Origin of the sequence: Methylobacterium aquaticum (genome assembly GCF_001043915.1) — a bacterium.
GTDB lineage: Bacteria > Pseudomonadota > Alphaproteobacteria > Rhizobiales > Beijerinckiaceae > Methylobacterium > Methylobacterium aquaticum.
Window position 1 is genome coordinate 1 of record NZ_LABX01000176.1, and the last position, 14244, is coordinate 14244.

Annotated in this window: 11 protein-coding genes; 2 read left to right on the plus strand and 9 right to left on the minus strand. The window is 70.8% G+C overall.

What is annotated here, in order from left to right; all coding sequences use genetic code 11:
* Positions 1 to 1442 precede the first annotated feature (1442 nt).
* The 3 genes from VP06_RS21985 to repA form a co-directional block, all read right to left on the minus strand.
* On the minus strand, positions 1443 to 2576 hold the full coding sequence (locus tag VP06_RS21985) for a replication protein RepA (RefSeq protein ID WP_048465944.1): 1134 nt from the start codon (positions 2574 to 2576) through the stop codon (positions 1443 to 1445).
* A 198-nt stretch (positions 2577 to 2774) separates the two neighbouring features.
* On the minus strand, positions 2775 to 3818 hold the full coding sequence (gene repB / locus VP06_RS21990) for a plasmid partitioning protein RepB (protein ID WP_048465927.1): 1044 nt from the start codon (positions 3816 to 3818) through the stop codon (positions 2775 to 2777).
* Positions 3815 to 5035 carry a plasmid partitioning protein RepA gene (gene repA / locus VP06_RS21995; protein ID WP_048465928.1) on the minus strand — a complete coding sequence of 407 codons (1221 nt, stop codon included), beginning with the start codon at positions 5033 to 5035 and terminating at the stop codon, positions 3815 to 3817. The genes repB and repA overlap by 4 nt, the downstream gene beginning before the upstream one ends.
* 310 nt (positions 5036 to 5345) lie before the next feature.
* Here repA and VP06_RS22000 point away from each other — a divergent pair, with 310 nt between their 5' ends.
* Together VP06_RS22000 and VP06_RS22005 are read left to right on the plus strand one after the other, a co-directional pair.
* Positions 5346 to 5966 (plus strand): pyridoxamine 5'-phosphate oxidase family protein, encoded by a 621-nt coding sequence (locus VP06_RS22000; protein WP_048465929.1) that lies wholly within the window; start codon positions 5346 to 5348, stop codon positions 5964 to 5966.
* Between the two features lie 96 nt (positions 5967 to 6062).
* Positions 6063 to 7028 carry a C45 family autoproteolytic acyltransferase/hydrolase gene (locus tag VP06_RS22005; RefSeq protein ID WP_048465930.1) on the plus strand — a complete coding sequence of 322 codons (966 nt, stop codon included), beginning with the start codon at positions 6063 to 6065 and terminating at the stop codon, positions 7026 to 7028.
* Positions 7029 to 7040: 12 nt separating this feature from the next.
* Here the strand turns inward: VP06_RS22005 and VP06_RS22010 are convergent, their stop codons facing one another.
* The 6 genes from VP06_RS22010 to VP06_RS22035 form a co-directional block, all read right to left on the minus strand.
* Complete coding sequence (locus VP06_RS22010) at positions 7041 to 8795, minus strand: ABC transporter ATP-binding protein (RefSeq protein WP_048465931.1); 1755 nt, start codon at positions 8793 to 8795, stop codon at positions 7041 to 7043.
* 295 nt (positions 8796 to 9090) lie between these two features.
* Complete coding sequence (locus tag VP06_RS22015) at positions 9091 to 10503, minus strand: DUF2142 domain-containing protein (RefSeq protein WP_048465932.1); 1413 nt, start codon at positions 10501 to 10503, stop codon at positions 9091 to 9093.
* Positions 10500 to 11174 carry a VTT domain-containing protein gene (locus VP06_RS22020; RefSeq protein ID WP_053081979.1) on the minus strand — a complete coding sequence of 225 codons (675 nt, stop codon included), beginning with the start codon at positions 11172 to 11174 and terminating at the stop codon, positions 10500 to 10502. Before VP06_RS22020 ends, VP06_RS22015 begins: the two co-directional genes overlap by 4 nt.
* Complete coding sequence (locus tag VP06_RS22025) at positions 11174 to 11944, minus strand: glycosyltransferase family 2 protein (protein WP_048465933.1); 771 nt, start codon at positions 11942 to 11944, stop codon at positions 11174 to 11176. Before VP06_RS22025 ends, VP06_RS22020 begins: the two co-directional genes overlap by 1 nt.
* Before the next feature lie 216 nt (positions 11945 to 12160).
* Entirely contained in the window at positions 12161 to 13123 is a 963-nt protein-coding gene (locus VP06_RS22030) for a glycosyltransferase family 2 protein (RefSeq protein WP_048465934.1), read from the minus strand.
* A complete protein-coding gene (locus VP06_RS22035; RefSeq protein WP_245291274.1) occupies positions 13120 to 14076 on the minus strand; it encodes a glycosyltransferase family protein in 957 nt (318 codons plus the stop codon). The genes VP06_RS22030 and VP06_RS22035 overlap by 4 nt, the downstream gene beginning before the upstream one ends.
* Positions 14077 to 14244 lie beyond the last annotated feature (168 nt).

Below are 14244 nucleotides of genomic sequence, written 5' to 3' on the forward strand. Positions count from 1 at the left end.
CGCCCAAGGCCACCGGCGGTGCGGGCGGAGCCCGCTGCCCTCCCGCCCGGAGCCTCGATCCAGAGTCCGGAGCGGCCACGACCGGAGTCGGCGACTCACGGATCCTGAGTCCTCGCTCGACAAAGCCCAGATCAGCCCGAGTCGTTTCCACGGGGAAGAGTCGAGGCGAGGCTTGAACCGGTGGAACCGACTCGCCTGTACGATGGCTGATGATTCGCTGTCCCGATCCGGGACTCGTCCTCGACTCCGGGCGCATGATGGGAGCCTGGCAATACTTTGCCGAGACTCCCGAAGCTGGCAGATCGGAGGATTACCGAGCCGCTGTCCGATCGCGCAGGAGCGTAGGCAATTCGGCGTGGAGTCGTTCACGTCTCGTAGGGAGGTCTGCGTGGGCGCAGAGCGACGAAACCCTTCGAATCTCAACGGGAAAGCGGCAGATTCGGGATGCCATGCGGGGGTTGGGGCGCGTAGGCGAGTCAGCGTGGTCGGAGGCGTTCCCGGCCGTGGCCGAGCGTAGGCAACTCGGCGTCGGATGGCGGTGACGGCTGGGTGCCGCCTTGCAGCCGGACAAGATATGTGGAGTTGTCATCGATTGCCAAACCGATCGATATCCGTCGACCCATCAATCACCCAATTAGTATTAAAAAAACTATCCAATACGCCATACGCATGTCAAACATATTTGCTTCGCGATCGACCGTTACTATGCCCTCTGCGCCATCCCCGGGTGCGTCGAAGACGAGAACCCGGGATCCATAGCCGCTGACGGTGCAGAACCGGGCGGATCATGATCCGCCCGTCCGGAAAGCGTCCGCGATCATGGATCTCCGAGTCTCCCTGTCGGCACGCACCGGCGTGATGGGGAGCGTAATGCAGACCCGGCGGAAATCATGCCATGCCGTGAGCAAGTGGCCACTCGCTCAGACAGATTTGTCCAGAAAAGAGCCGCGTCTATGGTCGTAAAACACGCCGGGGGTCTTTGTCTTGTCCCACCTGCGACCTCATCCTGAGGTGTAATACCAACGGTCGTTGAAAAAGAGTTTTGGTTCTGTTCTCGAATGTTGCCAAACCTCTGGGTTGGTGTCGGAAATTCGAGATGACTCATCGGCCCGATGCGTCAGCATCTTGGGCCGATGGTATCAGGCGAGCAAAGATCGACGGACCTCGAAGGAGATCTCCAGACGACGCAGGGGTGACGGGAGACCGCCTTCGAGGCCAATCGTTCGTCGATCGGCCGTCACCTCAGCATGAGGGGGTGGGAGGAAAAGCCATGTCCGCCTCGCGGGGTCGGGAGAGGCAAATCCACCGTCGCGGAGTTGCTGTCGATAAAGAGAAAACAATCCTATCTACGGCCGCGACACGTTCAGCGCCTTCGCGCCGCCGACACGTGTATCAACACTCTCCGCGTCGAGCCCCCTCCCCGCGTAGGGAACTCGGCGGAATCAAGCCCTTGCCCGGGCACGCTTATTGGCGAGCGCCGCCTTGGGGGGCACCAGCAGGTCCCTCGGATCGGAGGGGAGCAGCTGCATGCCGCCGTCGTCGAGAGTCAGGCGCAGGCGTGGAAACACCTCGGTGAGGTGGGCGACGTCCTTGCGGAACTCCTGGCGGAACGAGCGGATCGAGCCGTTCTCGCTGCCGAACTGCTTGTAGAGATTGTCCCAGGTCAGGCGCAGTGGCCGCTCCAGCCGTGAGAGCCGGTAGCCGACCCAGAACAGCAGGTCGAGCTTGCGCGCCGAGCCCGCGAAGGCGCGGGCGGCCCGGATGTCGACCGGCAGGGCGTGCTGGATCAGGTTGTCGTAGAACTCGCGGTGGAAGGTGATGGTCGAGGACCACAGGAGCCCCTGGTCCGGATGGTTGTGCAGCGGCAGCCACACATCCATCTGCCGGAACGGCGGCACGTTGAGGGTCGAGGCGCGGGTGCCGTCCCACAGGCCGATCTGCATCGAGCAGGCGGCGAGGCGGTTGAGCTGCTCCTTGAACTGCTTGAGCGTGCCGCGCTCGCCGCCGGTGACCGGGAAGCCCATGTCGCGGATGAAGCCCGACATGCTCTGCGCCACCTCGACCTTGGGGCTGCGCTGGCGCACCGCCTCGGTGCAGAGATGCAGCAGCAGCAGGCGCGCCTTCGGGCCATAGGGCAGCCCCTGCATCTCCATCTCGCCGGTCGACGGGTTGATGAGCCGGCCGGCATTGATGGCGAGCGTGTTGCGGCCGTATTCCCGCGAGACGTTGGTGACGCCCTTCGGCTCGCGATATGGCAGGCCGCAGAGCGCCAGCACCGAGTGGATGTGCTGGATGTTCTCCGGCGAGGCCGGCTCGTTCTCGATCACTTCGCGGACCATGTCGCGGCGGCGGGCGTTGCGCGGCAGCCGGGCGCGCTCGGCCTCGGCCTCGGCCTTCAGCACCACCAGCTTGTCGCGCGCGTCCGTCTCGGCGTCGCGCTTGGCCTGGCTGGCGCGCACGAAGGCGAGCGTCGCCTTGTAGGCGACGCTACCGCGCGCCTTCTCGACGATCTCGAGGAGGTCGGGGTCGCGCACGCCCTCGACCGGCTCGGGGGCGGTGTGCGGCGGGGTCGTCATCTCCACCAAAGGGCTCCGCGGGGGGACGCGAACCCGCGGGGCGCGCGTCGTGACTCTGTTGGGTGGAGTCCTAACGTGCGAAACCCGAATCGGCAGAGTCGAGTCCGGCCGATTCCCGAAGCAGAGCGACAGATTCCTGTGAATCTCTGTGCCTAACCGGCGAGTCTTCGCCCCGCCGGCGCACTCGTGGATCAAACCTTAATCGGTCTCGTCGCGGGCCTTCGACTCGGCGAAGGCGGCGTAGAGCTGGGGAAGACTCTGGATCAGATAGGCGGCAAAGTCCGGCTCGATTCCGTCGTCGACGGTGAGCTGGGTGCCCTGGCGGCCACGCTCGATCCGCACCACCGGCCGGCCGCCGAGCGTGGTCCAGACCGCCGGCGCCGGTGCCGGCCGCGGTGCCGGCGCGGTGAGACCTGCGAGCAGCCGGGCGAAGCGGTCGTCGGAGGAGAGGTCCGAAAAATCCGGCGCCGTCAGGATGCGGGTCACCACCTCCCCTGCCCCGTCCCGGCCCAGCGCCTCGACGAGCGCGGTCCAGCGCGGCCGCCCGGCCTTGGGGGCCGGCCCGATGGCCGCCACGACCTCGGCCGGCACGGCCCGGCCGATGCCGATCAGCCGCGAGAGCTGCGTCTTCTCCACGGCGAGCGCCGCCATGATGGTGGCGCGGTCGAAGCCGCGATCCTCCAGGGCGATCGCGAACAGCGCCCGCTCGATATAGCTAAGATCGGCGCGGGCCGAGTTCTCCTGGCCTTGCGCGACGACGAGATCCTCGTCGGTGAGCGCCTTGACCACCGCCCGCACCGGCCGGCCCAGCTCGGCCGCCGCGCGCAGGCGGCGATGGCCGTAGGCGACCTGATAGCGGCCCTCGGCCGTCGGATGCGGCCGCACCAGGATCGGCACCTGCTGGCCGCGCTCGCGGATCAGCGCCACGAAGGCGGCATGCTCCTGCGGATCGCCCGACAGCCGGTCCTGCACGAACGACCCATCGATCAGGCCCGGGTCGATCTCCACCACCCGGTCGCCGGAGGCGACCATGGCGCGGGCCTCCGCCGCCGCGCTGGCGATGCGCCCGAGGCTGCGCCCCATGGCGCCGACGGCGCCGGAGCGCACCAGGGGGCGCGGCGCCTCGGGCGGTGGTTCGGGCGGCGCGGCCGGGGCCTCGCCCGGGTTGCCAGCTGGCAACTCGGGTTGGGATTCGGTGGAACGGGCGCTCAACGCCGCGCGGAGGGCATCCTTGCGCTTCATGCCGCCACACGTCCCCAGGCGCGGTGCATCAGGGCCTCGATCTCGCCATTCACCCCGTCGAGCGCCTCGATCGCCCGGTCGTAGGTGGCGCGGGTGAAGCTCTCGCGGCCGATCTCGTAAAGGGTCTGCTTCGACAGGCCGGCATCCGAGATTGCGGTCGATTTCAGCATCAGGTGGGTCAGCACCCGCTCGCGGAACAGCGAGCGCATGAAGGCGACCATCTGGGTCTGCGGCGCGTCGGAGGGCTCGTAGCGGGTCACGACGTAGCGCAGGAAGTCGTAATCGAGGTCGGCGCCGGCCTCCTGCACCACCCCGAGCAGGTCGGAGGCCATCAGCAGGAACTGGCACATCGACATCACGTCGAGCATCTGCGGATGCACCGTCACCAGCATTGCGGTCGCGGCGCAGAGCGCGCCGAGCGTCAGGAAGCCGAGCTGCGGCGGACAGTCGAGGATCATCACGTCGTAATCGTCGGCGACGCTCCCGAGCGCCGTGGCGATCCGGCCGAAGAACGGCTCGGCGTTGCGGTCGGCCAGGACCCGCGGGGTGTCGTGCTCAAACTCCATCAGTTCTAGGTTGCCGGGCACGAGGTCGAGGCCCGGGAAGTAGGTCTTGCGCACCACCTCGGCGAGCGGCGTCTGCTCGTCGTCGTGGCGGATCGCGGCGTAGAGGGTCTGGTTGGGACCGACGTCGAATTCCGGCTGGTAGCCGTGGAGCGCGGTCAGCGATGCCTGCGGGTCGAGGTCGACGGCGAGCACCCGGTAGCCCCGCAGGGCGAGGTACTGGGCGAGATGGGCCGCCGTGGTGGTCTTGCCCGATCCGCCCTTGAAGTTCACCACCGCCAGCACCTGGCAATGCTCGGTCCCGGAGCGGTGCGGCACGTAGCCCTTCGCCTTCGGACCGTCGTCGAGCAACTGGCGCAACTCGTTGATCTGAGCAAGCGTATAGGAGCGCCGGCCGCCCGGGCCGGTCTCCGGCTGCGGGCCCTTGCTCGCCAGGGAAAGCTGGCGCAGGTAGCCATCCGCCACCCCGATCAGCTTCGCCGCCTCGCCGGAGGAGAAGGAGCGCAACACCTTGTGCGAGGCCGGGGGGAAGAGGGTGCGCCGGAGCGCGTTCAACTCGTTCGACAGGGCAAAGCCGTCATCGGCGATGATCCGGGTGATCGAGGGGCGGTCAGAGGATGCGGCTTTTGCCTGTTCCTGCGGCTGATCGAGCATTTACGGTTACCAAGCGCGTAACGGAAAAATTCCGTAAGACGATGCCAGTGCGACCGTGAGAGTGCAAACGGTTTTTGGTCAAGATCGATGAACCCTTCAGCATCGCGGGCGGTGGTTGCCAGATGGCAACGGGTCGTCCCGGAAGCGGCCACCTGCGGTCAAAAGGCGGGGCCCGGCGGGTTGCCAGTTGGCAACCGGAAAGCGGCCGGACCCTCGATGAGGGACGCTCCCGCGACGGTGCCATCGTGGCAATGGTCTTCCCCGCCTCCATCGCCTAAGCGATCGATCAGAGTCAGGCGGAGACGGGCCGATGGCGATTCTGGGCAATGTCGCGGAGCTGGAACGGGTTTATGGCGAGTTCGGTGCGGTGGGCGAAGCCTCGACCGCGAAGGTCGCCGACCACATCACGCCGCATTACCGGCGCTTCATCGCGGTCGCGCCCTTCGCCGCCCTGGCGACCAGCGGCCCGGAGGGGCTCGATTGCTCGTCCCGCGGCGACCGTCCGGGCTTCGTCAGGGTCGCCGATCCGCACACCCTGCTGATGCCCGATCGCCGCGGCAACAACCGGATCGACAGCCTGCGCAACGTCGTGCGTGATCCGCGGGTCGGGCTGATGTTCCTGATCCCCGGCATCGGCAATGCGCTGCGGGTCAATGGACGGGCGGTGATCGACGACGACGCGGATGTGTGCGCCTCCTTCGCCGTCGACGGCAAGGCGCCGCGCACCGTGATGGTGATCCGGGTCGTGGAGGTCTATTTCCAGTGCGCCCGGGCGCTGATCCGCTCCGGCCTGTGGCAGGCCGAGGCCCAGGTCGATCCGAAGACGCTGCCGACCCCGGGCCAGATCCTGGCCGAGATGAGCCAAGGCCGCGTCGGCGGCGAGAGCTACGACGCCGCCTGGGCCGAGCGGGCGAGACAGACGATGTGGTGACGGGGCAACCCGCCGCTGAAGCGGCGGGGAGGGCCGCGAGGACAAAGGTGACGGACAGCCCTCCGACGGGGCGACCGGTCCGGAGGACAGGGCCAGATGGAGAAGACGTTCACCGCCCACCGCGAGGACCGGCCCGGCGCCGCATGGCTTGCCCGCTTCCGCGATGGACGGGACGAGGCGGCGCGGTGGTATCTCGGGGAGGGGGCGCCCGAGCGGCCCTCGGCCGCCGAGTGCCGCGCGGCGCTCGCGCGCCACATGCCCGAATTCGTCGGGCTTTACGACGATCTGTGCGGGATGGTCGGCGACGACGACCTGGCCCACCGTATCCTCAGCCATTACCGCCCGGCGCCGCACCGGCAGGGATGCAGCCAGGCGGTCTGGCTCGGCCCGGATGGCCCGGCCCTGATCCGCAACTACGATTATCCCTTATCCGCCATCACCGGCCGCATCGAGATGACCGCCTGGTCGGGCCGGCGCGTGATCGGGATGGTGCAGCGGCCCTGGGGCGGCTGCCTCGACGGGATGAACGAGGACGGGCTGGTGGCGAGCTGCACGCTCGGCGGTCTCGCCCGGCGGGGCGAGGGTTTTGCCATCATCCAGATGCTGCGTTACGTGCTCGAGACCTGCGGGTCGGTCCGCGAGGCGGTGGCCGCGCTCCGGCGCCTTCCGGCGGTGCAACTTCACAACGTCACCGTGCTCGACCGGACCGGGGATCATGCCACGGTCTTCCTCGGGCCTCGGCGCGAGGCCGCGGTGACGCGCCAGACAACCTGCACCAACCATCAGGAGCGGATCCTGCCCGCCTCCCGCTCCGCCCTGCGCCAGCGGGTGCTGGAGGAGGCCCTGGCCGATTCGTCGATGAGCCTCGCGGCGCTGGCCTCACGCTTCTTCGACGCGCCGCTCTATTCGCGCAAGCTCAGCTTCACCACGGCCTACACGGCCTTGTACCGGCCGGAGGCGGGCCGCGTCGATTACCTCTGGCCCGGCCACCGCTGGAGCCAAACCTTCGACCGGTTCGAGGAGGGGGCCTATACCCACGATTACGGTGCGCTGGAGCCGTGACCCGGCGCGTGATCACGCGCCCGCCCGCGCCGCCTGCGGCAGCACCTGCTCGGGCGGGCCCGAGGCGACGATCCGGCCGCCCTCCAGCACGTGCACGGTATCGGCGCCCGCAAGGCTGGTGAGGCGGTGGGCGATCATGATGAGCGTGCGGGTGCCGCTGAGCCCCTGCACCGCCCGCATCACCACGCCCTCGGTCTCGTCGTCGAGGGCGGAGGTCGCTTCGTCGAACACGATCACGTCGGGGTCGTGGTAGAGCGCCCGGGCGATGCCGATGCGCTGGCGCTGGCCGCCGGAGAGCCGGGCGCCGCGCTCGCCGACCCGCGCCGCATATCCCTCCGGCAGGGCGGCGACGAAGTCGTGCGCGCCGGCAAGCCGCGCCGCCCGCTCCACCGCGGCCGCGTCGACCGCATCGAGGCCGAAGGCGATGTTCTCCGCGATGGTGCCGTCGATCAAAAAAATGTCCTGCGGCACGTAGCCGATGCGGTTCTGCCAGGCCGGCAGGGTGGCGGGATCGAGTGTCACCCCGTCGACCGCGATGCGGCCGGTGGTCGGATGCAGGAAGCCCAGGATCAGGCCGATCAGGGTCGACTTGCCCGAGCCGGTGCGGCCGACGAGGCCGACCGTGGTGTGGGCGCGAATCGTGAGGTCGATGCCGGACAGGGCCGGGCGGCCGGTCTCGTAGTCGAAGCCGACGCCCTCCAGGCGGATCGCCTCCCGGAACGGCAGGCGCTCGGGCGCGCGGGGGCGCGGGGGGCGCTCGCCGTCGAGCCCCTCGACCACCAGCCGCACCGCCGGCAGGGTGAAGCGCAGCAGCGCCAGCGCGTTGAACACGTTCTGGAACGCCGGGAGCATCCGGTAGCCCGCGAAGGCGAACAGGCCGAGGAGCGGCAGGATGCCGGTGGTGTCGAGCCCCTGCGAGAGGGCAAACAGCACCACCACGATCACGCCGCCGAAGGCCAGCGCCTCGATGACGAAGCGCGGCAACTGCCCGGTGAGCAGGCTCTCGGCGCTGGCCTGCGCATAGGCGCGGGCCGGGGCCTCGAACCGGCTCGCGAAGCCTTGCGCCCGGCCGTAGAGCGTCAATTCGGTGAGGCCGCCGAGCGTCTCGTGCACCACCCGGAACCGGCCTTCGTTGCCGGCGACGGCGCGGGCCCCGATCCGGGACAGGCGCGCCCGCACCACCAGGAAGATGCCGACATAGAGCCCGCCGAAGCCGGCCCCCAGGATCAGCGCCAGGCGCGGCGAGACGACGAGCAGGAAGGTGATGACGGCGAGCGCCGAGGTCGCCCGCGACGCGATGACGGTGGCGGGCGTCAGCACGCCGACCACGAGGCGGTCGGTCTCGCTCAGGATCGTCTTGGCGAGTTCGGCGCTGTTGGCGGTCGTGAAGAACAGCCGCTCGCGGTCGATCGTGCGAAACAGCAGCCGGCGGGCGAAGCCGTAGCCGACCGCATGGCTGAAGCGCAGCTGGGCATAGGTGAGACCGGCATTGACGCAGGAGGTGGTGAGGATGGCGCCAAGGGCGCCGAGCCCGACGACGATCAGGAAGGTGCGGTTATCGGTCAGCCCGAGCCCGTCCCGGATGGCGCCGAGCGCCGGGACCCGCGCCGCCGCGCCGGGATCGCCGACCAGCGTCAGGAACGGCACCACCGAGGCGACGCCGACCACTTCGAGCAGGGCCGCAAGGGCCAGCCCGGCGCCGATCAGCCCGGCGCGGCGGCGCTCGCGCGGGGTCATGGCGCGGAGGAGGTCGATCAGCGCGCGCATGGCGGGAGGCTCGCGGAGGGAAGACGTGAGAGGGGAGGGGAGGAGGTCATGCGGTCCGTGTGGGGGACAGGCTGGCGCCGGTTCTTTCACTCCCCGCAGGCGCAGGCCGGTCCGGGAAAGACATGGCGCAGGATCCTCCTTCTCCCACACCCTGAGCGATACTGGGCAAGCCCGGCCTCGCCTGGAGAGGGGAGGATCCCGCGCCTCCCTCGAGTCCCGGACGATCTTGCCGCCCGCGGGGGGAGGCGACAGGCACGATCCGGCGCGTGCGTGAATTCGGTCGGCCCGCCCCGCCTCAGAACATCCGCGCGGCGGCGAGCGGCACCACGACGAGGTCGAGGGCCGCCACCGCGGTACCGAGGACGAGGGCCCAGCGCAACCCGGAGGCTCCGGCGGGACGTGGCGCCACGGCGAGAACGAGCATCGGGATCAGCGGCAGGAGGTAGCGGCCCTGCGGACCTTCGATCCGCGGTTCGCCGACGCTGGTCCAGGACAGGTATTGCGACAGGACGACGAGCCAGGCGGTGAGGAGCGCCGCGCCGCCGAGCAGCGCCAGGTCGCGCCCACGCAGCCGCCCGCTCCGCCCGCAGAGGACCGCGAGCCCGACCAGCCCGGTGCCCCAGGCGGCGTAGACGACGGCCGGCAGCCTCCGGTCGAGCCAGCCGAAGATGCCGATCGCGCCGGTGGCGAGCGTCAGGGCGCGCTTGGCGGCGAACAGGCATTGCGCCGGCAGGGTGACGATCAGGTCGGGACGGTCGAGCAGGATCCGGGCCTGGGCGAGAGGATCGGTGCCGAGGAACGGCGCCGGGCGCGGGCCGGCCCAGAGCGGGCCGGCCTCGTAGGCGAGGCGCGGCACCGGCGTCGCGACATGGGCCGTGGTAAAGAGGATCCAGACGACGCCCGGCAGCACTGCCAGAACCGCGAGCCCCACCCGGCGCCAGACGACCGGGCTGGCCCAGATGCGCGGCGGCAGCGGCACCAGCAGCATCGCGGCGATCGGCGCGTAGGGGGGTTTGACCAGCACCACGAGGGCGATCAGGAGGGCGGCGAGGCGCCGGCGCCAGGATGCCGTGTCCGCCGTTTCCTCCCCGGTGAGGAGCGCGGCGGCCAGGGCGCAGGCGGCGATGATCAGGCCGTCCTGGTTGAAGGACGCGGCGAGCGACAGGCTCATCGGCACCACCAGGACCCCGAAGAGGAGCGCCCGGCCGCGCCGCGCCAGCGCCAGGGCCGCGAGCCCGAGCGCGCCATAGGCCGCCAGGGTGGCGAGCCGCCCGAGGAGGGCCGTCCTGGCCGGCGTCAGCCCCAGCGCCTGCCCGGCGCCGATCCCGAGGGCGGCCGGGACGTAGAAGGCCGGGAAGTAGGTGCCGATGGTGTAGAGCGGCAGGAAGGCCGGGGCGCCGGGGGCCGGCATCGGCGCGGGCTCCGGGACCGTGTCGGGCGTGAGCGGCCGGCTGCGGCTCAAGACCTCCCAGGCTGGATCGACGGTGACGCCGGCCGCCGGGCGACTGACGCCGTCGGAATAGGTCACGGTCTCGCGGTGGCCGACGACCTGGCCGTCGAGGAGGGCCACCGCCCGCAGCAGGTGGGCGGATTCGTCCGCCACCTCGCCGAGCGGCACCAGGAGGGCGAGGAGCAGGCAGAGCGGCAGGCCCAGCGCCGCGAAGGCCGCGCACCAGAGCGCCCCCGCCCGATCGATGCGGCCCGTCACGGCTGCTCGCCCGCGAGACGCCCGGCGAGGCGCTTGAGCTTGCGCAGCAGCAGCACGGTGGCGCCCAACCCCAGGACGAGGAGACAGCCGCGCAGCCACTCCGCCTCGCCGGCGAAAGCGGTTCGCCCGAGCGCGCCCAGCATCACGTAGACGAGAAGCGCCGGCAGGGCCGCCAGGGTGCCCAGGAGATAGTCGGACAGGCGCACGCGGCTGAGGCTCAGCGCGTAGCTCGTCGGGGCGAACGGCATCACCGGCGAGAGCCGCATCAGGCAGACGAGGCGCCAGCCCTCCGCCGCCACCGACCGGTCGAGGGCGGCGACCCAGCGCCCGCCGGTGAGGCCGCCGGCCCGGCGCCCGCGCAGCAGCCGCCGGCCGATCCCGAAGCTCAGCAGGGCCCCCGCCATCGTGCCGGTGGCGGCGGCGGCGAAGCCCGCGCCGGCGCCGAGCAGCGTGCCGGCGGCGATGCCCAGCAGCGAGGCCGGCAGCACGCCGCTCGCCGCGATCAGGGTCTGGGCCGCGATCAGCATCATCGGCCCGGCGGCGCCCTGGCGCTCGCACAGGGCGGAGAGCCAGGCGACCACGTCCCCCGGGGTGCCGGGCGCCACCAGGCCGAGGCCGATGGGCAGCAGCGCCAGGACGGCGAGGGCGACCGGAAGCACGATGCGGCGCATCACGGCTGCGTCCGCACCGGCTTGGCGGCGGGGGCACCGAAGAGCGGATCGGCCCGCACGCCCCAGCGGTGCAGCCGGTAGACGAGCGAGGTTTTCAGCACGCCGAGGCCGTACACGACGCTGCGGCGGAAGTTGATCGAGGACGCCTCGGCGAAGTAGCGCGTCGGGCAGGAGATCTCGCCGATGCGGAAATCGGCGCCCATCGCCTGGGCCAGCATCTGGTTGTCGAACACGAAATCGTCCGAGCAGCGGTCGAGGGGAAGGTTCTCCAGCACCGTGCGGCTCCAGGCGCGGTAGCCGCTGTGATACTCGGACAGCTTCTGCCCCATCAGGAGGTTCTGCACGAAGGTGAGGCCGCGGTTGGCGACGTACTTGTAGAGCGGCATGCCGCCGACGAGGGCCCCCTTGCCGAGGATGCGCGAGGCCAGGACCGCGTCGTACTCGCCCGAGCCGATCATCGAGGCCATCGCGGTGACGAGGCGCGGGGCGTATTGGTAGTCGGGGTGGAGCATCACCACGATGTCGGCGCCGCGGGCGAGCGCCGTGCGGTAGCAGGTCTTCTGGTTGCCGCCATAGCCGCAATTCCGGGCGTGCCGCACGACGGTCAGGCCGAGTTCGTCGGCCACCGCCACCGTCTCGTCGCGGCTGGCATCGTCGACCAGGATGACGTCGTCGACGATGTCGAGGGGGATCTCGGCATAGGTGCGCCGCAGGGTTGCCGCAGCGTTGTAGGCCGGCAGGACGACGGTGATCTTCTTTCCATGAAGCATGAAGAGGTCCGAACTTGCCGCGAGAGCCGTCACCCGATCGCCTCGGGATCGGTGGTTGCTGTCGTTTTTCCAATGTTGCCGTACCGTCTCTCGCGAGACGGTCTTTACGTCATCCTGCGATGCTCTAGGCAGTCCTGCGCCGGGTTGCCAGAGCGATGCCCGGCCTCGCGCGCGATTGTCCAGCGGCTGTGGCGGGAAAACCGTCGATCGGCGGGGTCATCGGCGCGAGGGCCCGGCAATCGCCCGCATCAGGCCGGGCAGCGCCCGGGCGAGCAGGCCCGCCCCGCGCCATGTCTCGCGGGCCTCCCCCGGGGAGCGCCGCGCCAGCGCCTGGACGAGGCGCATCGGTACCTGCGCGCCGAAGGCCGTCGCCACCAGGGCGAGCGCCGTCGCCCGGCCGTGATGCTTGGCGGCGTAGCGGATCTGGCTCTCCAGGAAGCAGGCGAGGCGATGGGCCTTCGCCGCCCGGGTGGTGCCCTGGCCCTCGTGCCGCACCGCGACGCCGGCGAGGTGGCGCACGGACGAGCCCGCGTCCCAGGCCCGGGCGCAGAGATCGACATCCTCGTAATAGACGAAGAAGCGCTCGTCGAAGCCGCCGAGCGCCGCAAACAGCGAGCGGCGGATCATCAGGAAGGCGCCCATCACCTGGTCCACCGCCCGGTCCTCGGCATGGTCCCACTCGGTCATGAAGTGGGAGGGCACGAGCCGCGCCCGGTCGAGGAGCAGCGCCTGGCCGACCAGCGAGGCGGCGCTCGGCCGCCGGGCGCAGCAGCGCTGCACCCGCCCCGCCTCGTCCAGGAGCTGCGCCCCGACGATGCCGGTGCCGGGATCCGCCATCAGGGCCGCGTGGGCGCCGGCGAGGCTCCGGGCCGTGATCCGTGCATCAGGATTGAGGAACAGGATCGCGGGCGCGATCCCTCGGGCCGCGCCGGCATTGCAGGCCCGGCCGAAGCCGTGGTTGTCGGGATTGGCGATCACGGTCGGTCCGTGGCGCAAGGACGGCAGGTCCTCCAGCGAACCGTCGCGCGAGGCGTTGTCGACCACGACGACCCGCAGGGCGAGGGCGTCGCCGAGGTCGTGTTCCGCCGTCGCCAGGCTGGCGAGGCAGGCCCGCAGCAGGGCGCCGCCGTTCCAGTTGACGATCACCACGTCGAGGGCGGGGGTCGGATCGGCGGTCATGACAATCCCTTCGGCCGCCCGAGCCGGCCGCGCAGGCCGTCGAGCACGGCGCCGGCCAGATGCGCGAGCACGCTCGGGCGACAGCCGGAATCGGCCCAGTAGAGCAGGGCCTGGAGCGGCAGGTAGGCGGCCTGCCGCAGCTTCCAGCGCCGCGGCACGTGCGGCAGCCGCCAGGCATAGACGCTGTTGCGCAGGTAGGCTCCCATCCGGAACAGCGGCTGGCGCGGCATCTCGATGCCCAGCCACGTCGAGCGGATCACCCCGCCCCCGACCCGGTGGGGCAGGGCGGTGCCCGTCTCCATCCAGCAGCCATAGCCCCGATTCCAGGCGCGGAAGCACCATTCGAGGTCGACGCCGTCGATGAAGAAGTCGCTGCGGAACGGGCCGATCCGCGCATAGGCCGCGAGGTCGATGAGCGAGCCGGAGGTGGCCAGGAACTCGACCGGCACCAGGGAGCCGCCATCCGGGACGTCCGGCCGGCGCGGGTAGGACGGCGCCTTGCGGCCGGGCGCCGCCTCGGGCCGCGGGCCGACCACGGCCGGCGGCGGGCTCACGCTCCTCAGCCGCGCGAGCGCGGCTTCCAGCTCCGAGACCTGCCCGGGCGTGAACGCGGCGTCCTGGTCGAGAAGGAGCACCTGTGCGGCGCCGGCCTCCATGGCCGCCCGGGCGATCGCGTCGAGGGCGCCGCCGATCCCGATATTGTCGCCCGCCGACAGCACCCGGGCGCCGTGCTCGCTCAGCTGGGCGGCGGCCGACGCCGGGAGGCCGCCATTGTCGAACACGATAGTCGGCCGCGTCTCCGCCGCGACCCGGGCGCTGAGGGCTGCGACCTGCGCCGCGTCCGGCCGGAACACGGTGATGCCGATGGCGACGGGCGAGGGAGCGGAGGGCAGGATCGTCTCGGCGAGGGGCTGGCGCAGGCGCGCCATCGGCGCGGGGTCGCAGTGGATCATCGGTGACCGCCTCGCCATAGCGCCGACGCATCGCGCGGGTCTAGACGCCGCCGCCACAGCGAAAGTGTGGCAGCCGCGGCGAAGCTCCGCTGGGCCCATGGTTATGTGGGCAATTTGCCCACGTCAAGTGACGGGCCTGAGATGGGCAGACGCGACGCCGTCCGTCCG